At 76.7% G+C, this 23,021-nt stretch carries 2 protein-coding genes and 1 pseudogene; all 3 read left to right on the top strand.

From position 1 onward, the window contains the following. The coding region (locus tag ACH47Z_RS45330; protein WP_399085924.1) for an SDR family NAD(P)-dependent oxidoreductase at positions 1 to 7,838 on the top strand (7,838 nt) is incomplete at its 5' end. A gap of 8 nt (positions 7,839 to 7,846) precedes the next feature. Next, positions 7,847 to 18,706: pseudogene (locus ACH47Z_RS45325) on the top strand (type I polyketide synthase); the annotation flags it as partial. A 14-nt stretch (positions 18,707 to 18,720) separates the two neighbouring features. Continuing rightward, positions 18,721 to 23,021: type I polyketide synthase (locus ACH47Z_RS45320; RefSeq protein ID WP_399085921.1), on the top strand; the 4,301-nt coding region annotated here is incomplete at its 3' end.

Raw genomic sequence — 23,021 nt, 5'->3', positions numbered from 1 at the left:
TGGATTCCTCGCCGGTGTTCGCCGAGCGGCTGGCGGAGTGTGCGGCGGCTCTGGAGCCGTTTGTGGGCTGGTCGTTGCTGGATGTGGTCCGGGGCGCGGAGAGTGCTCCGGGGTTGGACCGGGTCGACGTCGTCCAGCCGGTGTTGTGGGCGGTGATGGTGTCGTTGGCGGAGGTGTGGCGTTCGTACGGCGTCGTGCCGTCCGCGGTGGTGGGTCATTCGCAGGGGGAGATCGCCGCCGCCTGCGTGGCGGGCGCGCTGTCCCTGGCCGACGGGGCCCGGATCGTCGCCCTGCGCTCGCGGCTCATCGCCGAGCGGCTGGCCGGCCGGGGCGGCATGGTGTCCGTGGCCCTGCCCGAAGCCACGGTCACGGAGAAACTCGGACCGTGGGCCGGGCGCGTCTCGGTCGCCGCGCTCAACGGCCCCTCGTCGGTGGTCCTCAGCGGCGACCCCGAGGCACTGGACGAGGTGATGGCGGCCTGGTCGGCCGACGGGGTCCGGCTGCGGCGCATCGCGGTCGACTACGCCTCCCACTCGGCCCAGGTGGCATCCCTCGAAGCCGAGTTGCGCACCGTGCTCGACGGGCTGCGGCCCGGTACGGCCCACACCGCGTTCCACTCCACCCTGCTGGGCGGACCGCTCGCCGACACCCCCCTCGACGCCGACTACTGGTACCGCAACCTGCGGGAGCCCGTCCTGTTCGAGCCCGTGGTGCGCGAGCTGCTCGACGCCGGCCACGACGTGTTCGTGGAGATCAGCCCGCACCCGGTGCTGACCACCGCCGTCCAGGAGACCGCCGAGACCGCCGGGCGGACCGCCGCCGTGGTCGGCACCCTCCGCCGCGACGAGGACGGCCCGCGCCGCCTTCTCGTCTCGCTCGCCGAGGCCGCCGTCCACGGCGCCCCCGTCGACTGGACGGCGGCCTGCCCCGGCGGACGCCGCGTCGACCTGCCCACCTACCCCTTCCAGCGCCGCCGCTTCTGGCCCCGGGGCCCGGTCGCCTCCGACGCCACCGGCCTGGGCCTGACCGGCGCCGGGCACCCGCTCCTCGGCGCCGTCACCCCGCTCGCCGGCCCCGGCGGACTGGTGTTCACCGGCCGTGTCCCGGCGGGCACCGAGCTACCGGCCGGCACCGCACTGGACCTGGCCCTGCACGCCGGCGAGGGCAGGACGCTCGGTGAACTCACCGAGGAGACGCCGCTCGACACCGCCGACGGAGCCCTCCGCCTCCAGGTCACCCTGGGCGCGGAGAACGCGGACGGCAGCTGCCCGGTCGCCGTCCACTCCCGGCCCGCCGATGCCGGCGACGACCAGCCCTGGACCCGGCACGCGACCGGCGTCCTCCTCCCGCACACCGGTACCCCCGCGCCCACCGCACCCGAGGACGCGGACACCGACGTGACCGTCGAGTCGGCCGAGGAGACCGCCGGCGGCTGGGGCGTACACCCCGCGCTGCTCTCCGACGCCCTGGCGGCCGTACGCCCCGGCCTGATCCCGGACACCTGGCACGGCGTCACCCTCCACGCCATGGGCGCCACCCGGCTGCGGGTACGACTGCACCCCGCGGACCGGGACACGGCCACGGACGCGTTCACGCTGTACGCCACCGACGACACCGGAGCCCCCGTGCTCACCGTCGCCTCGGTCACCCTGCGCCCGCCGGTCACCGGCGGCCCCGGCCGGGACCGCGAGCTGTACCAGGTCGAGTGGACACCCGTCCCGCTGCCCGCGGCCGACGTCGACGGCATCGCCGTACTCGGCGACCTCCCGCTGCCCGGCTACCCCTCCTGCCCGGACCTCGCCGCCGTCACCGCCCTGGACACCCTGCCCGGCACCCTTGTACTGCCGTGCCGGCAGCGGGGGGAGGACGACACCGCCGGCGCGGCCCACGCCGCCACCCGGCGCGTGCTGACCACCCTTCAGGAGTGGCTCGCCGACGAGCGGCTGGCCGGCACCCGGCTGGTCGTCCTCACCCACGGCGCGGTCCCGGTCGGCGACGAGGACGTGGCCGACCTCGCCCACGCACCCGTGTGGGGCCTGATCCGCTCCGCCCGCGCCGAACACCCCGGCAGGCTGCTGCTGGTCGACGTCGACGGCCCCGACGCGCTGCAGCAGCTGCCCGCCGTCCTCGCCACCGGCGAACCGGAGACCGCCGTACGCGCCGGCCGCGCCCTCGCGCCCCGGCTGGTGCGTGCCCCGCGCACCGACACGCCCCTGCACGGGACCCCGTGGCCGTCCGACGGCGTCGTCCTCGTCACCGGCGGCACCGGCACGCTCGGCGCCCTCTGCGCCCGGCACCTGGTGACCGCACACGGCGTACGGCACCTGGTGCTGGCCGGCCGGCGCGGCGACGCGGCACCCGAGGCCGTGGCCCTCGCCGACGAACTGCGCGCCCTGGGCGCCGAGGTGAGCGTCGCCGCGTGCGACGCCGCCGACCGCACCGAGCTGGCCGCGCTGCTCGACCGGATCACCGCCGAGCGGCCGCTCGCCGGTGTCGTCCACGCCGCGGGCGTCCTGGACGACGGCGTCATCGCCTCGCAGACCCCCGAACGGCTCGCCAGGGTCCTGCGCCCGAAGGTCGACGCCGCCTGGAACCTGCACGAACTGACCGCCCCCCACCGGCCGGCCGTCTTCGTGCTGTTCTCCTCCACCTCCGGCCTGTTCGGCGCGCCCGGACAGGGCAACTACGCGGCGGGCAACGCCTTCGTCGACGCCCTCGCGGCCCACCGCCGCGCCCAGGGCCTGCCCGCCACCTCCCAGGTGTGGGGCCTGTGGGCGCACGCCAGCGGCATGACCGGCCACCTGGGCACCGCCGACCTGAGGCGTGCGGCCCGCGACGGTGTGGTGCCGCTGCCCACACCGGACGCGCTGGCCCTGTTCGACCGCGCCACCGCCGGAACCGCCCCGGTCCTCGTCCCCGCGTGGCTGGACCTCACCTCGTTCGCCACCGGCGTGACCGCCGTACCCGCCCTGCTGCGCAGGCTGCTGCGCGGCCCCGCCCGGCGCGCCGCCACCGCGGAGGCCGGGCCGGCCACCCTCGCCGGCCGGCTCACCGGGCTCGGCACGGCGGAACGCGAACGGACCCTGCTCGCACTCGTCCGCTCGCACGCCGCCGTGGTCCTCGGCCACACCGAGGACACCGCCGTGGCCCCCGGCCGGGCGTTCAAGGAACTCGGCTTCGACTCGCTGACCGCCGTCGAACTGCGCAACCGGCTGGCCGCCGCCACCGGACTGCGCCTGCCCGCGACGCTCGTGTTCGACCACCCCACCCCGCAGGCCCTGGCCGGCCGTCTGCTGACCGAACTCCTCGGCGAACCCGCCGAGGAGACGGCACCGGCGGTGGCCCGCCCCACCGCCGACGACCCCATCGCCATCGTGGGCATGGCCTGCCGCTTCCCCGGCGACGTGGCCTCGCCCGAGGACCTGTGGCGGCTGCTCGCCGACGAGCGCGACGCGCTCTCCCCGTTCCCGGACGACCGGGGCTGGGACAACACCGGCCTCTACCACCCCGACCCGGAGCACGCGGGCACGTCCTACGTCCGGGAGGGCGGCTTCCTCACGGACGTCGCCGGGTTCGACGCGGACTTCTTCGGCATCAGCCCACGTGAGGCACTGGCGATGGACCCGCAGCAGCGGCTCGCCCTGGAGACCGCCTGGGAGGCCGTCGAACGCGCCGGCATCGACCCGAAGTCCCTGCACGGCGCGGACATCGGCGTCTATCTCGGCACCAACGGCCAGGACTACGCCCAACTGGTCCGCAGGACCGTCGAGAACGCGGAGGGATACGTCGGCATCGGCAACTCCGCCAGCGTGCTGTCGGGCCGTATCGCCTACGTGCTCGGCCTGGAGGGCCCGGCGGTGACCGTCGACACCGCGTGTTCCTCGTCTCTGGTCGCGCTGCACTGGGCGATCCAGGCGCTGCGCAGCGGGGAGTGCTCCATGGCCCTGGCCGGCGGTGTGTCCGTGATGTCCACCCCGGACGTCTTCATCGACTTCTCGCGCCAGCGGGGCCTGGCGGCCGACGGCCGCTGCAAGTCGTTCGCGGCCGCGGCCGACGGGACCGGCTGGTCGGAGGGTGTCGGCATGCTGCTCGTCGAGCGGTTGTCGGATGCGCGTCGGCATGGGCACCGGGTGTTGGCTGTGGTGCGTGGTTCGGCGGTGAATCAGGATGGTGCGTCGAACGGTCTGACGGCGCCGAACGGTCCGTCGCAGCAGCGGGTGATCCGGCAGGCGTTGGCGGGTGCGGGTCTTACGGCCGCTGATGTCGACGCCGTGGAGGCGCACGGTACGGGTACCAGGCTGGGTGACCCGATCGAGGCGCAGGCGCTGCTGGCGACGTATGGCCAAGAGCGGGACGAGCCGCTGTGGCTGGGCTCGGTGAAGTCCAACATCGGGCATACGCAGGCCGCTGCGGGTGTCGCCGGTGTGATCAAGATGGTGCAGGCGATGGAGCACGGTGTGCTGCCGCGGACGCTGCATGTGGATGAGCCGTCCCCCGAGGTCGACTGGGCTGCGGGCGACGTGGAGTTGCTGACCGAGGCGCGTGAGTGGGTGCGGCAGGACCGCCCGCGTCGGGCGGGTGTGTCGTCGTTCGGTGTGTCCGGTACCAACGCGCACGTCGTCCTGGAAGAGGCACCTGAGGAGACCGAGCGCACCGAGGCAGCCGAACTGCCAGCCGTGCCCTGGCTGTTGTCGGCCCGGTCCGAGGGGGCGCTGCGGGCGCAGATCAAGCGGCTGCGTGCGTTCGCCGCGGAGCATCCCGAGGTGCGTCCGGCCGACATCGGCCTCAGCCTGGCCACCGCACGCTCTCGCTTCGAGCACAGCGCCGTCGTCGTCGGCACCGACCGCGACGAGCTGCTCGCCGCCCTGGCGGATCCGGAGCTGCTGTCCTCGCGTGACGGACTGACCGCGTTCGTGTTCGCGGGGCAGGGTGCGCAGCGGGCCGGGATGGGTGAGGAACTGGCCGCCGCGTACCCGGTGTTCGCCGAGGCGTTCGCGGAGGTGTGTGAGGCGTTCGACGGTCTGCTGGAGCGGCCGTTGCGGGAGGTGATCTCCGGTTCTGATCTGGATCAGACGGTGTATGCGCAGGCTGGGTTGTTCGCGTTCGAGGTGGCGCTGTTCCGGTTGTTGGAGTCGTGGGGTGTGACGCCGGATGCGGTACTGGGTCATTCCGTGGGCGAGTTGGCTGCTGCGTGTGTGGCGGGTGTGTGGTCGCTCGGGGATGCGGTGCGGGTGGTGGCGGCGCGTGGCCGGTTGATGCAGGCGTTGCCGGAGGGCGGCGCGATGGTCGCGGTGCAGGTGAGTGAGGCGGAGCTGGAGTTGCCGGAGGGGGTGGAGCTGGCGGCGGTCAACGGTCCGTCGTCGGTGGTCCTGTCCGGGAACGAGGAGGCCGTCCTGGCTGAGGCTGCGCGTTGGTCGGGTCGTCGTACGAAGCGGCTGTCGGTCAGCCATGCCTTCCACTCGCACCTGATGGACCCGGTCCTGGACGATTTCCGGCGGGTGCTGGAGTCGGTGACCTTCCACGCGCCGAAGCTGGCGTTCGTCTCGAGTGTGACCGGTGCTGTGGTGGGCGACGAGCTGTGCGACCCGGGGTACTGGGTCCGCAACGTCCGTGAGACCGTCCGTTTCGCCGACGCCGTCGCCGCCGTGCGGGCCGCCGGTGCCGATGCCCTGGTGGAGATCGGTCCGGACGCCACCCTCGCGCCGCTGGCCGAGGGCGGTGTGCCGCTGCAGCGCAGGGGCCGGCCGGAGCCCGTCGCCCTGATCGAGGGGCTGGTCCGGTCCCAAGTGGCCGTCGACTGGGCCGGGTTCTTCGGTGCCGCCGGGGCGCGCCGGGCCGAGCTGCCCACGTATCCGTTCCAGCACAGCCGGTTCTGGCCCGCCCTGGAGCGCCGCGAGGCCGATCCGGCCGCGCGGTGGCGTTACCGGGTGCGATGGGAGCCGCTCGGTCGCGCCGTGGAGGCGCCGCCGGCTGGCCGCTGGCTCGTCGCCGTGCCGGCCGGCCGGGTGGACGAACCCCTGGTGTGGGCATGCCTGCGCGGGCTCGTCGACCGGGGCATGCGGACCGTAGAACTCGCGGTGGCGGGCACGCCCGACCGTGCCCGGCTCGCCGAGCAGGTGTCGGCGCCGGGTCCGGTGGACGGGGTGCTGTCCCTGCTCGCCGCCGGTTCCGACGCGGCGGCCGGCACGCTCGTCCTCGCCCAGGCCCTCGGCGACGCCGGGATCGACGCGCCGCTGTGGTGCGTGACCGGCGGAGCCGTGGCGGTCGCCGACGGCGAGTCCGCCGACCCGTGGCAGGCCCAGGTCTGGGGCCTGGGCCGGGTGCTGTGCCTGGAGGCGCCGCACCGCTGGGGCGGCCTCGTCGACCTGCCCGCCGAGCCGGACGCGCAGGCCGTCGCACGGCTCTGCTCGGTCCTCGCCGGATCCGGTGACGAGGACCAGGTCGCCGTGCGGGCCGCCGGGATCTTCGGGCGTCGGCTCGTCCGGCCTGCCGGGCAGCCCGCGACGGAGGGCTGGCGGCCCTCCGGCACCGTGCTGATCACCGGCGGTACGGGCGCGCTGGGCGGGCACACCGCGCGCTGGGCCGCCCGCTCCGGCGCCGACCGGGTGGTGCTGGTGAGCCGGCGCGGACCCGACGCGGACGGCGTGGCCGAACTCATGGCCGAAATGGGCGAGTTGGGGTGCCGGGCCGTTGCCGAGGCGTGCGACGTGGCCGACCGGGCCGCGCTCTCCGCCCTGCTCGACAAGATCGCCGCCGACGGCCCGCCGCTGACCGCCGTGGTGCACACCGCGGGCGTCCTGGACGACGGGGTGCACGACGCGCTGACCCCGGAGCGGCTGGCCACGGTGCTGCGTGCCAAGGCCGACGGCGCGAGCGCCCTGCACGAACTCACCGCGCACCTGCCCCTGGAGGCGTTCGTCCTGTTCGCCGCGCTCGGCGGGGTGGTCGGCGGTGCGGGCCAGGCCAACTACGCCGCCGCCAACGCCCACCTCGACGCGCTCGCCGCGAGCCGCCGGGCCGCCGGTCTGCCCGCCACCGCGGTGGCGTGGGGTGCCTGGGCGGGCGGCGGGATGGCCGACGCGGACGAGGTGCGCCGACGCCTGGACCGCGACGGACTGCTGCCGATGGACCCCGAACGGGCGCTGGACGCGCTCGGCCGGGAGATCGCGGCCGGCGACCCGGCCGTGGTCCTGGCCGACGTCGACTGGGCCCGGCTCGCGCCCTCGCTGCACGCCGTACGGCCCAGCCCGCTGATCTCCACGGTGCCCGAGGCCCGGCAGGCCGTCGTGCCCGCCCCCGGTACGGCCGGTGGCGAGACCGATCCGCGACAGCGCCTCGCGGCCCTGCCCGACGGGGAACGCGCGCGCGTCCTGCTCGACCTCGTCCGCGACGCCGTCGCCGCCGTGCTCGGCTACGGCAGTCCGGCCGCCGTCGACACCACGCGGGGCCTCGTCGACCTCGGGTTCGACTCGCTCACCGCCGTCGAGCTGCGCAACCGGCTGGCCCGGGCCACCGGACTCGCCCTGCCGCTCACGCTGGTCTTCGACCACCCCGACGGGGAGGCGCTCGCCGCCCACCTGGCCGCCGCCCTCGCGCCCGCCGCGGACCGGCCGTCGACCACCGATCTCGACCGGTTCGCCCGGCTCGACCCGGCCACGGCGGACGAGCCGACACGCGCTCAGGTCGCCGCCGAGCTGCGCCGGCTGCTCGACGCGTGGACGCCGGCGCCAGCCGCTCCCGACGGATCCGCCTCGTCCGCCGCCGACGCCGGCCGGCTGAGCACGGCGTCCGCCGACGAGATCTTCGACTTCATTCGGAACGAACTCGGAAAGTCCTGAACGTGGAGAACGAGAACAAGCTCCTCGACCACCTGCGGTGGGTCACCGGAGAACTGGCCCAGGCCCGGCAGACCCTGCGTGAGACGGCCGAACGCGCCGCCGAACCGATCGCGATCGTCGGCATGGCCTGCCGGTTCCCGGGAGGCGTGGACACGCCCGAGGACCTGTGGCGGCTGCTGACCGACGAGCGCGACGCGTGCGGTGAGTTCCCCGCCGACCGCGGCTGGGACCTCGCCGCGCTCCACCACCCGGACCCGGAGCACCCGGGCACGTCGTACGTGCGGGACGGCGGCTTCCTCGCGGACGTCGCCGGGTTCGACGCGGACTTCTTCGGCATCAGCCCACGTGAGGCGCTGGCGATGGACCCGCAGCAGCGGCTCGCCCTGGAGACCGCGTGGGAGGCCGTCGAACGCGCCGGCCTGGACCCGAAGTCCCTGCGCGGCGCGGACGTCGGCGTCTACCTCGGCACCAACGGACAGGACTACATCTCCGCCGCGCGCCCGCTGCTGCACCGGGTGGAGGGCCACGGCGGCACCGGCATCGCCGGGAGCGTGCTGTCCGGGCGCGTCGCCTACACGCTGGGCCTGCGCGGCCCGGCGGCCACCGTCGACACCGCGTGCTCCGCCTCCCTGGTCGCCCTGCACTGGGCGATGCGCGCGCTGCGCGGCGGCGAGTGCGCGATGGCCCTCGCGGGCGGGGTGACGGTCATGTCGTCCCCCGCGACCTTCGTCGAGTTCTCCCGGCAGCGCGGCCTCGCCCCCGACGGCCGCTGCAAGCCGTTCGCCGCCGCGGCGGACGGCACCGGCTGGGGCGAGGGCGCCGGCATGCTGCTGCTGGAGCGGCTGTCCGACGCCCGGCGCCACGGCCACCCGGTGCTCGCGGTGCTGCGCGGCTCGGCCGTCAACCAGGACGGCGCCAGCAGCGCCCTCACCGCGCCCAACGGCCCGGCGCAGGTCCGGGTCATCCAGGCGGCCCTCGCCGACGCCCGGCTCACGCCCGCCGACGTGGACCTGCTGGAGGCACACGGCACCGGCACCGTCCTCGGCGACCCGATCGAGGCCCAGGCCCTGCTCACCGCATACGGCCGGAACCGCACCGAACCCGCCTGGCTCGGCTCGGTCAAGTCCAACGTCGGGCACACCCAGGCCGCCGCCGGCGTCGCCGGTGTGCTCAAGACCGTGCTCGCCCTGCGCCACGGGCTGCTGCCCCGCACCCTGCACGTGGACGCGCCCACCCCGAAGGTCGACTGGTCGGCGGGCGCGGTACGGCTGCTCACCGAGGCCCGCCCGTGGCCCGCCGGGGACCGGCCGCGGCGCGCCGGTGTCTCCGCGTTCGGCGTCAGCGGCACCAACGCGCACGTCATCGTGGAGCAGGCGCCCGAGGCAGCCGAGGCCGACGTGCCCGAGGCGTCCGGTGCGGTGCCGTGGCCGCTGTCCGGCCGTACCGAGAGCGCCTTGCGCGCCCAGGCCGCCAAGCTCGCCGCCCACCTGGCGGAGCGGCCCGGCGACCGGCCCCGGGACGTCGCCCTGGCGCTGGCCACCACCCGGACGGCATTCGAGCACCGCGCCGTCGTGGTCGGCGAGGACCGGGACGGCCTGCTGCGCTCACTGGCCGCACTGGCGGCGGGGGAGCCCGCGCCCGGCGTGGTGCGCGGCACCGCCGGCCACACCGGCCGCGTCGCGTTCGTGTTCCCCGGGCAGGGCGCCCAGTGGACCGGCATGGCCCTCGAACTCGCCGACGCCTCCCCGGAGTTCGCCGCGCGCCTGGACGAGTGCGGCGCCGCCCTCGCCCCGCACGTCGACTGGTCCCTGCGCGACGTCCTCGCCGATCCGGCCGCGCTGGAACGCGTCGACGTCGTGCAGCCCGCGCTGTGGGCCGTGATGGTCTCGCTGGCCGCCCTCTGGCGGGCGTACGGGGTGGAGCCGGCGGCCGTCGTCGGCCACTCCCAGGGTGAGATCGCCGCCGCCTGCGTCGCCGGTGCCCTCTCCCTGGAGGACGCCGCGTTGCTGGTCACCGCCCGAGCCCGGGCACTGCGCGCCCTGACCGGCCGGGGCGGCATGGTGTCGCTGCCGCTGGCCGAGGCCGCCGCGCGCGAGGCGATCGCGCCGTGGGGCGACCGGCTGTCGGTGGCCGCCGTCAACGGACCCGCCGCGACGGTCGTCTCCGGCGAGGCCGCCGCCCTGGACGAACTGCTGGCCCGGGCCGAGCGGGACGGCCTGCGGGCCAGGCGGATTCCCGTCGACTACGCCTCGCACTCCGCGCACGTCGAGGCCGTACGCGCCGAGGTGCTGGCCGCGACCGCCGCCGTCACCCCGCGCGTCACGGACACCGCCTTCGTGTCCTCGGTGACCGGTACCGCCGTGGACACCACCGGTCTGGACGCCGCGTACTGGTACCGCAACCTGCGCGAGCCGGTCCGCTTCGACCTCGCCCAACGCGCCCTGCTGGACGCCGGGTTCACGACCTTCGTCGAGGTCAGCGCCCACCCCGTGCTCACCGCGGCACTCCAGGAGACCGACCCGGCCGCCCTCGCCGTCGGCTCGCTGCGCCGGGACGACGGCGGCCCCGCCCGTTTCCTCGCCTCCCTCGCCGAGGCCGCGGTCCGCGGAGTACCGGTCGACTGGCGGCCCGCGCTGCCCGGCGCCCGGACCCTGCCGCTGCCCACCTACGCCTTCCAGCGCGAGCGGCTCTGGCTGGAGGACACCGGGCCGGGGACGCGGCAACCGGGCGGCGAGGACAGCGCGTTCTGGACCGCGGTCCACGGCTCCGCCGACGAACTGGCCGCCGTGCTCGGCGCGGACCCGGCCGCCCGGGAGCCGCTCGCCGCCGTGCACCCGCTGCTCGCCGCCTGGCACGAGCGGCGCGCCGACGAGAGCGCCGTCGACACCTGGCGCTACCGCGTCGACTGGGCCCCGCTGACCGCCCCGACGGGCGCCGGCGCACCCGGCGGACGCTGGCTGGCGGTCGCCGCGGACGACGCGTGGTCCGAGGCCGTCGTCGCCGCGCTGGCCGACCGCATGGACATCACCCGGGTGCCGGCCTACGACCCCGACCGTGCCGCGGACCTCACCGCCGGTGCCGCGGGCGTCGTCGCCGTACTCCCTCCCGGCGACCCCGACCCGCTCCCCGGCCTCCTCGCCCTCGTCCGGGCCCACGACCGCGCCGACGGCGGCCTGCCGCTGTGGTGCGTGACCCGCGGTGGCGTCGCGGTCGGCCCGGCGGACACCCCGGCGGTCCCGGCCACCGCGCAGATCTGGGGCTTCGGCCGGGTCGCGGCACTGGAACGGCCGCAGAGCTGGGGCGGCCTGATCGACCTCCCGACGGCCGGCGCACCGACCGTGGACGGGGCAGACGGTGCGGCGGACGCTCGTACGGCCGACGGCGCACTGGACGCCCGGGTCGCCGACCGGCTCGCCGCCGCGCTGGCCGGCCCGGAGGACCAGGTGGCGGTGCGCGCCTCCGGCGCCTTCGGCCGCAGGCTGCACCGCGCCCCGGCGGGCGGGACCGCCCCCGCCTGGCGGCCCGCCGGCACCGTCCTGGTGACCGGCGGCACCGGGGGCCTCGGTGCGCATGTGGCCCGCTGGCTCGCCGGAGCCGGTGCGGAGCACCTCGTACTGACCGGACGGCGCGGTCCCGAGGCACCCGGGGCCGCCGAGCTGGCCGCCGAACTCACGGCGCTCGGCGCCGAGGTCGACGTGGTCGCCTGCGACGCCGCCGACCGGGACGCGCTGGCCCGGGTGCTGGCCGAGCACCCCGTGACGGCCGTGTTCCATCTCGCCGGCATCGAGCGGTACCGGCCGCTCGACGAACTCACCCGGGCCGACCTCGCCGAGGTGGCCGCCGCCAAGGTCACCGGCGCCGTCCTGTTGGACGAACTGACCCGCGACCGCGAGCTGTCCGCGTTCGTGCTGTTCACCTCCGGCGCCGGGGTGTGGGGCAGCAGCGGGCAGGCCGCGTACGCCGCCGCCAACGCCCACCTCGACGCGCTCGCCGCCCGGCGCCGCGCCGAGGGACTGCCCGCCACCGCCGTCGCCTGGGGACACTGGGACGGCGCCGGCATGTCCGACGGCCCGGCCCGCGCGCAGATGCTCCGCTGGGGCCTGCCCGCCATGGCACCCCACCGCGCCGTCGCCGCCCTCGCCGGAGCCCTCGGCCGGGACGAGACCTCGTCGGTCGTCGCCGCCGTCGACTGGCCGGTGTTCGCGCCGACCTTCACCCTGGCCCGGCGCAGCCCGCTGCTCGCCGGCCTGCCCGAGGCCGCCGACCCGGCGGAGCCCGCCCCGGCGCCGGCCACCCCGGCCGCCGCGCTGGACCGGGCCACGCTGCTGGACCTGGTGCTCGCCGAGACCGGCGCCGTCCTCGGCCACACCTCCGCCGCCGCCCTGCCCGCCGGCCGCGCCTTCCAGGAACTCGGCTTCGACTCGCTCACCGCCGTGGAACTGCGCAACCGGCTGCGGGACGCGACCGGCCTGGCCCTGCCCGCCACCCTCGTCTTCGACCACCCCACCCCCGAGGCGCTCGCCGACCGCCTGGCAGCGGAACTCACCGGCGCATCCGACGAGGAACTCACCGCCGCCCCGGCCGGCGCACCGGCGCCGTCCGCCGCGAGCGACGACCCGATCGTCGTCGTCGGCATGGGCTGCCGCTTCCCCGGCGGCGCCGACTCGCCCGAACGGCTCTGGGACCTCGTCGCCGCGGGCCGGGACGCGATGACCGGCTTCCCCACCGACCGCGGCTGGGACGTCACCGACGCCGGCTTCACCAAGGCCGGCGGATTCCTCGACGGCGCCGGCCAGTTCGACGCCGGGTTCTTCGGCATCAGCCCGCGCGAGGCCACCGGCATGGACCCACAGCAGCGGCTGCTGCTGGAGACCGCGTGGGAGACCGTCGAGCGGGCCGGCATCGACCCGGCCTCGCTGCGCGGCAGCCGGACCGGCGTGTTCGTCGGCTACGGCGGCCAGGACTACCTCACCAGCCTGTACGGCACCCCCGACGAGCTGCAGGGCCACCTGCTGACCGGCACCTCCGGCAGCGTCGTCTCCGGCCGCCTCGCCTACGTCCTCGGCCTGGAGGGCCCCGCCGTCACCCTCGACACCGCCTGCTCCTCCTCTCTGGTCGCCCTGCACTGGGCGATCCGCGCGCTGCGCTCCGGCGAGTGCGACCTGGCCCTGGCCGGCGGTGTCACCGTGATGGCCACGCCGGGCGTGTTCGTCGAGTTCGGCCGGCAGGGCGGCCTCGCGGCCGACGGCCGCTGCAAGGCGTTCGCCGACGCCGCCGACGGCACCGGCTGGGGCGAGGGTGCCGGCCTGCTGCTGGTGGAGCGGCTGTCCGACGCCCGCCGCAACGGCCACCGCGTGCTCGCCGTGGTGCGTGGCTCCGCCGTCAACTCCGACGGCGCCTCCAACGGCCTGACGGCCCCCAACGGCCCCTCCCAGCAGCGCGTCATCCGGGCCGCGCTGGCCGACGGCGGCCTCGCCCCGGCCGACGTCGACGCCGTGGAGGCCCACGGCACCGGCACCGCGCTCGGTGACCCCATCGAGGCCCAGGCCCTCCAGGCGGTCTACGGCCAGGACCGCGACCGCCCGCTGTGGATCGGCTCGGTCAAGTCCAACCTCGGCCACACCCAGGCCGCGTCCGGCGCCGCCGGCCTCATCAAGACGGTCATGGCGCTGCGGCACGGCGTGCTGCCCGCCACCCTGCACGTCGACCGGCCCTCCACCCAGGTCGACTGGACCAGGGGAGCGGTCTCGGTGCTCACCGAGAGCACCCCGTGGCCCGAGACCGGCGTGCCGCGCCGGGCCGCCGTGTCCTCCTTCGGGGTCAGCGGCACCAACGCCCATGTCGTCCTCGAACAGGCCCCGCCCGCCGCGGAGCCCGCGCCCGCCGGGGACGGCGGACCCGTGCCCTGGCTGGTCTCCGGCCGTACGCCCGAGGCCGTACGCGCCCAGGTCGAGCGGCTCCGCACGGACCTCGCCGGCCACCCCGACCCGGTCGCCGTGGCCCGCGCCCTCGCCACCACCCGCACCGCGTTCGAGTACCGCGCCGCCGCGACGGGCGGCGACACCGCGTCGCTGCTCGACGCCCTCGCCGAGGCCCGCCCCGTCGCCGCCCGCCCGGGACGCACCGCGTTCCTGTGCACCGGCCAGGGTGCCCAGCGCGTCGGCATGGGGGCCGGCCTGTACGCCGCGTACCCCGCCTACGCCGACGCCTTCGACGCGGTCTGCGCCGAGTTCGACCGGCTGCTCGACCGTCCGCTGCGTGAGCTGGTGCTGTCCGGCCCCGCCGACGTACTCGACCGCACCGCCTACGCGCAGCCCGCGCTGTTCGCCGTCGAGACCGCCCTCGCCGCGACTCTGCGCCACTGGGGCGTGACCCCCGACCTGCTGGCCGGCCACTCGCTCGGCGAGATCACCGCCGCACACCTGGCCGGAGTCCTGTCCCTGCCGGACGCCGCCGCCCTGGTCGCCGCCCGGGGCCGGCTGATGGACGCGCTGCCGGCCGGCGGCGCGATGGTCGCCGTCGAGGCCGACGAGGACCAGGTACGGCCCCTGCTCGGCGACGGCGTCTGCCTCGCCGCCGTCAACGGCCCGCGCGCCCTGGTGCTGTCCGGTGGCGAGCAGGCCGTGGCTCAGGCCGCCGCCCGGCTCGCCGCCGACGGCTGCCGGACCCGCCGCCTGCGGGTGTCCCACGCGTTCCACTCCGCGCTGATGGAGCCGATGCTGGACGAGTTCCGCGCCGTCGTGGCCGCGCTCGACCTGCGGGCGCCCGCCGTCCCGGTCGTGTCCGCGCTGACCGGCCGCCCGCTGACCGCCGAGGAGGCCCGCTCGCCCGAGTACTGGGTACGGCACGTCCGCGAGACCGTGCGGTTCCACGACGCCGTGCGCGGCCTCGCCGCCGCGGGCGCCGTACGCCACCTCGAACTCGGCCCGGACGGCGTGCTCACCGCCCTGGCCCAGAGCGGTCTGCCGCCCGCCGAAGCCGACGAGCGCGACCCGCTGGTCGTACCGCTGCTGCGCGCCGGCCGGCCGGAGCCGGAGGCGCTCACCGACGCGCTGGCCCGCGCCGCCGCCGACGGCCTGCCCGTCGACTGGGCCGGCTACTTCACGGGCCGTGGCGGCGACACCGCCGAGCTGCCCACCTACGCCTTCCAGCGCGCGCACTACTGGCTGCCCGTCAACTCCGGTACCGGTACGGCCGCGGCCGGGCACCCGCTGCTGTCCGCCGCGGTCGACCTGCCCGACGGCGGCGCCGTGCTCACCGGACGGCTCTCGCCCGCCGCGCGCCCCTGGCTGGCCGAGCACACCGTACGCGGCACCGCCCTGCTGCCCGGCACCGTCCTGCTGGACCTGGCCCTCGCCGCGGCCGGCCAGGTGGCCGCGCCCGGCGTGGCCGAACTGATCCTCGAAGCCCCCCTCGTCCTGCCGGCCGACGGCGCGGTGGAGGTGCGCGTCACCGTCGGTGCCGCCGAGGCCGACGGCCGCCGCGGGATCGCCCTGTACGGCCGCACCGCCGACGGCGACTGGACCCGGCACGCCACCGGAGCGCTGGGCGAGGCGCCCGGCGAGCCCGCGGTCACCGGCGCCTGGCCGCCCGCGGACGCCCGGCCCGCCGACCTCGGCGCCCTGTACGGGCAGTTGGCGGACGCCGGCTTCGGCTACGGCCCGGCCTTCCAGGGGCTGCGCGCCGCCTGGCAACGCGGCCAGGGCCCGGCGGCCGAGGTGTTCGCCGAGGCCGAGCTGCCCGCCGGCGTCTCCGACGCCGACCGCTGCGCCGTACACCCGGCGCTGCTGGACGCGGTCCTGCACGCCATCGGCGTGGGCGGCCTGATCACCGATCCGGCGCACGGCGGACTGCCGTTCGCGTGGACCGGGGTGCGGGTCTTCGCCCCCGGCACCCGGGCGGTGCGCGCCCGGCTCTCCCGGGCCGGCGCCGAGGGCGCCCTCGCCGTGGACCTGTTCGACGCCGACGGGCTGCCGGTGGCCGCCATCGGATCCCTGCGGCTGCGCCCGCCCGCCGCTCCGGCGGTGCCCGACGCGCTCTTCGAGACCGCCTGGGTGCCCGTCGAGCAGGGCACCGCCCCGGCCCGCCGGATCGCGCTGCTCGGCGCCGGCGCCGCCCTGGCGGCCGGCCTCACCGCGGCGGGAGTCACCCTCGTCGACGCGGCCGACGACTCCGCCGCCCCCGAGGTGCTCGTCCTTCCGGTCGCCACCGACCCCGGCGCGGACCCCGTCGCCGAGACACACCGGGCCACCGCCGCCGTCCTGACGGCCCTGCGGGACCTCCTGGCCGGCGAACCGGGCACGGCCCGCCTCGCCGTGGTCACCCGTGGCGCCCTCGCACTGTCCGCCGAGGAGTCCCCGGACCCGGCCGCCCGTGCCGTCTGGGGTCTGGTGCGGTCCGCCCAGACGGAACACCCCGACCGGATCGTCCTCGCCGACCTCGACACCACCGACGTCTCCGTCCGCGCCCTGCCCGCCGCGCTGACCTGCGGGGAACCCCAGGTCGCCGTGCGGTCCGGCGCGGTCAGCGCGCCCCGGCTCACCCGGGCCGGCGCCGACGCGCTGGTCCTGCCCGACGGCGGCTGGCGGCTGCGGCCCGGCACCACCGGCACCGTCGACGGCATGACGGCCGCCCCGCACGCCGACGCGCCGCTCGCCGAGGGTGAGGTACGGGTCGCCGTCCGCGCGGCCGGCGTGACCTTCCGGGACGTGCTGAGCGTGCTCGGCCTGTACCCCGGCGCGCCCCAGCCGCTCGGCATCGAGGGCGCCGGTGTGGTCACCGGGACCGGGCCGGGCGTGACCGAACTCGCCCCCGGTGACCGGGTGTTCGGGCTGCTGCCCGGCGCCATGGGCTCCTCCGCCGTCGCCGACCGGCGCCTGCTGGCGCCCGTGCCCGACGGATGGTCCCTCACCCGGGCCGCTTCCGTACCCTCCGCGTTCCTCACCGCCTGGTTCGCCCTGCACGACGTGGCCCGGGTGCGGACCGGGGACCGGGTGCTGGTGCACGCGGCGGCCGGCGGTGTCGGCATGGCCGCCGTGCAGGTCGCCCGGCTGCTGGGTGCGGAGGTGTTCGCGACGGCGAGTCCCGGCAAGCACGGGGTGCTGCGGGAGCTGGGTCTGGACGAGGCGCACGTGGCGTCGTCGCGGGACACGGAGTTCGCGGGCCGGTTCCCGGAGATGGACGTCGTACTGAACTCGCTCGCGGGTGAGTTCGTGGACGCCTCCCTCCGACTGCTGCGTCCCGGCGGCCGGTTCGTGGAACTCGGCAAGACCGACCTCCGCGAACCCGCCGGCGTCACCTACCGCGCCGTCGACCTGGCGGACGCGGGCCCCGACCGCATCCAGGAGATGCTCACCGAACTCCTGGACCTGCTCGCGGCCGGCGACCTCGCCCACCTGCCGGTGCGCGGCGTGCCCATGGGCCGCGCCCGCGAGGCGTTCCGGTTCATGGCCCAGGCCCGGCACACCGGCAAACTCGTGCTCACCACCGCCCCGTACGGTGACGGCACCGTCCTCGTCACCGGCGGCACCGGCACTCTCGGCGGCCTCGTGGCCCGGCACCTGGTCACCGAACACGGCATCCGCGACCTGGTGCTCGTCGGGCGAGGAGGCACCGAGCCCCCCGGCACCGCCGAACTGCGCGCCGCCGGCGCCCGGGTCCGCGTGGCGGCCTGCGACGTGTCCGACCGGGCCGCACTCGCCGCGCTGCTGGCGGACATCGAACCGCCGCTGACCGCGGTGGTGCACGCGGCCGGCGTCATCGACGACGGCACGCTCACCGCGCTGACCCCCGAGCGCCTCGCCGCCGTACTGCGCCCGAAGGCCGACGCCGCCTGGCACCTGCACCAACTCACCGAAGGCAGCGACCTGTCCGCCTTCGTGCTGTTCTCCTCGGCCGCGGGCACGTTCGGCGCCCCCGGCCAGGCCAACTACGCCGCCGCCAACACCGCCCTGGACGCGCTCGCCGAGCACCGCCGCGCCCGCGGCCTGCCCGCCGTCTCCCTCGCCTGGGGACCGTGGGCCGTCGAGAGCGCCATGACCGGCAGCCTGAGCAGCGGCGACCGCGCCCGGATGACCCGGGCCGGCGTCCGGCCACTGACCGCCACCGAGGCACTCGCGCTGCTCGACGCCGCCTGCCGCACCACGGCCGGCGCCCTCGCCGCGCTCCGGCTCGACACCGCCGCGCTCACCGCCGGGCCGGGCACCCCGCCCGCGCTGCTGCGCGACCTGGTCCGCCGCCCGGCCGGCCCCGCCCGAGAGGACACCGGGGCACAGCCCGCGCTGCCCGAACGGCTGGCCGGCCTCGGTGAGGAACAGCGCCGCCGCGCCGTGCTCGACGTCGTTCGCCGGGGCGCGGCCGCCGTACTGGGCCACAGCCGGGTCTCCGCCGTGGACACCGCGCGCGGCTTCCTGGACCTCGGCTTCGACTCGCTGACCGCCGTCGAACTGCGCAACCGGCTCACCGAGGCCACCGGGACGCGGCTGGCCGCCACCGTCGTCTTCGACCACCCGACACCGGCCGCCCTGGCCCGCCACCTCCTGACCGAGCTGGCACCCCGGATCCAGGCGGCGAAAATCACCGAACCCGCCCCGGACCCCGAGGCCGACCTGCGCGGCGCCATCGCCGCCATCCCGCTCGACCGGCTCCGGCAGGCCGGGCTCCTGGACGAACTCGCCCGCCTGGCCGGCATCGCCGTACCACCGCAGGACCACCCGGCCGAGCACCACCACGCCCCCGACGATCACGCCGACGACCCCGCGGACGGCCCCGAGGACGACGGTTCCGGCGAACTCATGGACGCCCTGGACGACATGAGCATCGACGACCTGATCAGGATCGCGCACGACGAGCGCCCCCGCGGAAACTGAGGATCACGAACCACATGAGCAACACCAACGAAGAACTCGTCGAGGCGCTGCGCAGCTCGCTGCGCGAGACCGAGCGGCTGCGCCGCAGCAACCGCCACCTGACGGCCGCCGCGAGCGAGCCGATCGCGATCGTCGGCACCGCCTGCCGGTACCCCGGCGGCATCGACTCGCCCGAACGGCTGTGGGACGCGGTCGCGGCCGGCTCGGACCTGATCACCGGCTTCCCCGACGACCGGGGCTGGGACCTCGGCGTCCACGACCCCGACCCCGAGAAGACCGGCCGCAGCTACACCGACCGGGGCGGATTCCTCACCGGCGCCGCCGGCTTCGACCCGGCGTTCTTCGGCATCTCCCCCCGGGAGGCCCGCGCCATGGACCCCCAGCAGCGGGTTCTGCTGGAGACCGCCTGGGAGACCTACGAGCGGGCCGGCATCGACCCGCACGCCCAGCGCGGCAGCCGCACCGGCGTGTTCGTCGGCACCTGGAGCCAGGGCTACGGGATCGGCGCCCGTGTCCCCGAGGACGCCGAGGGCTACCTCGTCACCGGCGGTGCCACCGCTGTCGTCTCCGGCCGGATCGCGTATGTGCTCGGCCTGGAGGGCCCGGCCGTCACGGTCGACACCGCGTGCTCCTCCTCCCTGGTCGCCCTGCACTGGGCGGTGCGGTCACTGCGCGCCGGCGAGTGCTCGATGGCGCTGGCCGGCGGTGTGACCGTCATGGCCACCCCCGGCGTCTTCGTGGAGTTCTCCCGGCAGCGCGGCCTCGCCCCCGACGGCCGTTGCAAGGCCTACTCGGCCGACGCGGACGGCACCGGCTGGGGCGAGGGCGTCGGCGTACTCCTGCTGGAGCGGCTCTCCGACGCCGTGCGCAACGGCCACCGCGTCCTCGCCGTGGTGCGCGGCTCCGCCGTCAACTCCGACGGCGCCAGCAGCGGGCTCACCGCCCCCAACGGCCCCTCGCAGCAGGAGGTCATCCGGCAGGCCCTCGCCGACGCCCGGCTCACCCCCGCCGACGTGGACGTCCTGGAAGGCCACGGCACCGGCACCCGGCTCGGCGACCCCATCGAGGCCCAGGCCCTGCTCGCCGCCTACGGCCAGGAACGCCCCCGCCCGTTGCTGCTCGGCTCGGTCAAGTCCAACCTCGGCCACACCCAGGCCGCCGCCGGCGTCGCCGGTGTGATCAAGATGGTCGAGGCCATGCGCCGCGGCATCGCACCCCGCACCCTCCACGTCACCGAGCCCACCCCCCAGGTGGACTGGTCGCGCGGCGCCGTCGAACTCCTCACCGACAACCGCGCCTGGCCCGACACCGGGGCACCCCGCCGGTCCGCCGTGTCCGCGTTCGGCGTCAGCGGCACCAACGCCCACGTCGTCCTGGAACAGGCCCCCGACACCCCCGAGCCGACGGACGCCGCGCGCACCGCACACCCGGTCGTGCCCTGGCTGCTGTCCGCCCACACCCCGGCCGCCCTGCGCGCGCAGGCCGAACGCCTCGCCACCGCCCTGCCCGACGACGCCGACCCCCTGGACGTCGCCGCCGCCCTGGCCACCACCCGCGCCGCCCTGCCGCTGCGCGCCGCCGTCCTCGGCTCCGACGCACAGCAACTGCGCGCCGGCCTGGCCGCGCTGGCCGCCGGCACCCCCGCCGCCTCCGGCGAGGCCCGCCCCGACCGCACCGTGGCCTTCCTGTACACCGGCCAGGGCGCCCAGCGCGCCGGCATGGGCGAGGAACTCGCCGCCGCCTACCCGGCGTTCGCCACCGCCTGGGCCGAGGTCTGCGCGCAGTTCGACGCCGTACTGCCCCGCCCGCTGCGCGAGGTCGTCACCGAAGGCGGCCCCGACCTCGACCGGACCCTGTACGCGCAGGCCGCGGTGTTCGCCTTCGAGACCGCGCTGACCGCACTGCTCGGATCCTGGGGGATACGCCCCGACCTCGTCCTCGGCCACTCCGTCGGCGAACTGGCCGCCGCCCACGCCGCCGGCGTGCTGTCCCTGCGCCACGCCGTCGTGGTGGTCGCGGCCCGCGGCCGGCTCATGGAGGCACTGCCACAGGGCGGCGCGATGGTCGCCGTCCAGGCCGGCGAGGCCGAACTGGACCTGCCGGCGGGCGTGGAGCTGGCGGCGGTCAACGGCCCGTCGTCGGTGGTGCTCTCCGGCGACGAGGAAGCCGTCTTCGCCGAGGCCGCCCGCTGGGCGGAGCGCGGACGCCGCACCAAACGGCTGACCGTCAGCCACGCCTTCCACTCCCACCGCATGGACCCGGTCCTCCAAGCCTTCCGCCGGGTGCTGGGAGCCGTCACCCTCGACGCGCCGCGCATCCCGTTCGTCTCCACGGTCACCGGCGCCCCCGTCGACGCGGAACTGCGCGACCCGGAGTACTGGCTGCGCAACGTCCGTGAGACCGTCCGCTTCGCCGACGGAGTCCGGGCCCTGGCCGACGACGGCACGGACACCTTCGTCGAGGTCGGCCCGGACGCCGTCCTCGGCGCCCTGGTCACCGACGCGCTCCCCGACGACCCCGACCGGCCCGAGGTGCTCGCCGTACCGACCGCCCGCGCGGACCGGCCCGAGCCCGAGACCCTGGTCGGCGCGCTCACCCGGATCCACGCCCATGGAGCACCGGTCGACTGGGCCGCCTTCTTCGGCCCCGGCACCCGCCCCGTCGACCTGCCCACCTACGCCTTCCAGCACCAGCACTACTGGCTGGCCCCGGCCCCCGTCGACGACCTGCCCGCCGCCGGCCTGGGCACCGTCGGCCACCCACTGCTGCGTGCCGCCGTCGAACTGCCCGCCGAGGACACCACGGACCGCGCCGGCACCACCGGAGCGGTCGTCTTCACCGGCACCCTGTCCGCCCGCACCCACGCCTGGCTGGCCGACCACACCGTCCTCGGCACCCCCGTGCTGCCCGGCACCGCGCTCGCCGAACTCGCCGCCGCCGCGGGCGACCGCCTCGGCTGCGGCACCGTCGCCGAACTCGTCCTCACCGCCCCGCTCGCCGTCCCCGCCTCCGGCGCCGTACGGCTGCGCGTCCACGTCGCCGCCCCGGACCGCGACGGCCAGCGTGCCGTCACCGTCGACTCCCGGCCCGACGACCAGCTCGCGGACGGCACCGGCTGGACCCGCCACGCCACCGGACGCCTCACCCCCGCCGGCCCCGAACCCGCCCCGGCACCCGCCGCGTGGCCGCCCGCCGACGCCGAACCCGTCCCCGTCGACGGCCTCTACGACCGCCTCACCACCGCCGGCTTCGGCTACGGCCCCGCCTTCCGCGGCGTCCGCGCGGCCTGGCGGCAGGGCACCGACCTGCTTGCCGAGGTCGAACTCCCGGCCGGCACCGACGAGTCGGGCTTCCTGCTGCACCCCGCCCTGTTCGACACCGCCCTGCACGCCCTCGGCCTCGGCGGCCTGGTCGAGCACGGCGGACTGCCCTTCACCTGGACGGGCGTCCGCCTGCACGCCACCGGCGCCCGCTCCCTGCGGGTACGGCTGACCCCGACCGGCCCCGACGCCGTCGCCGTCACCGCCGCCGACCCCGCGGGCAGGCCCGTCGTCACCGTCACCGACCTCCGCCTGCGCCCCGCCACCGAGGTCCGGAGCGACGCCACGGCCGACGCCCTGCACCGCGTACGGTGGGAACCCCGCCCCGCCGCGACGGCCACCGCCGCCGACATCAGCGTGTTCACCCTGCCCACCGGCACCGACCCGGAGACCGTCCGGGCGGCCACACGCGCCGCCCTCGCCCGGCTCCAGGAGCAGCTGGCCGACGACCGGTCCGGGCCTCTGGTGTTCGTCACCCGCGGCGCCGTCGCCGCCGAACCCGGCGACACCGTGCCCGATCTGGCCGGCGCCGCCGCATGGGGCCTCGTGCGCTCGGCCCAGTCCGAACACCCCGGCCGCTTCGTCCTGGTGGACCTGGCCACCTCCGAGGACGCCACCATCATCCCGGCCGCCGTCGCCACCGGCGAGCCTCAAATCGCCGTACGCAACGGCACCCTGCTCGTCCCGCGCCTCGCTCGTACCGGTGTCCGGTCTGACGGCGGTGTGCCGTTCGGTGCGGACGATGTGGTGCTGGTGACGGGTGGTACGGGTGCGCTGGGTCGTGTGGTGGCCCGGCATCTGGTGGCCGAGCACGGGGTTCGGCGGCTGGTGTTGGCGAGCCGTCGGGGAGATGCCGGTGAACTGACCGCTGAGCTGGGTGAGTTGGGCGCCATGGTGGATGTGGTGGCGTGTGATGTGTCCGACCGGGATGCGCTGGGGCGTGTGGTCGCGGGGTTCCCGCTGACCGGTGTCGTGCATGCGGCCGGTGTGCTGGA

This window comes from Streptomyces sp. NPDC020192, assembly GCF_044388685.1.
Classification (GTDB): Bacteria; Actinomycetota; Actinomycetes; order Streptomycetales; family Streptomycetaceae; genus Streptomyces.
This window is presented reverse-complemented; position numbering and strand designations above follow the sequence as displayed.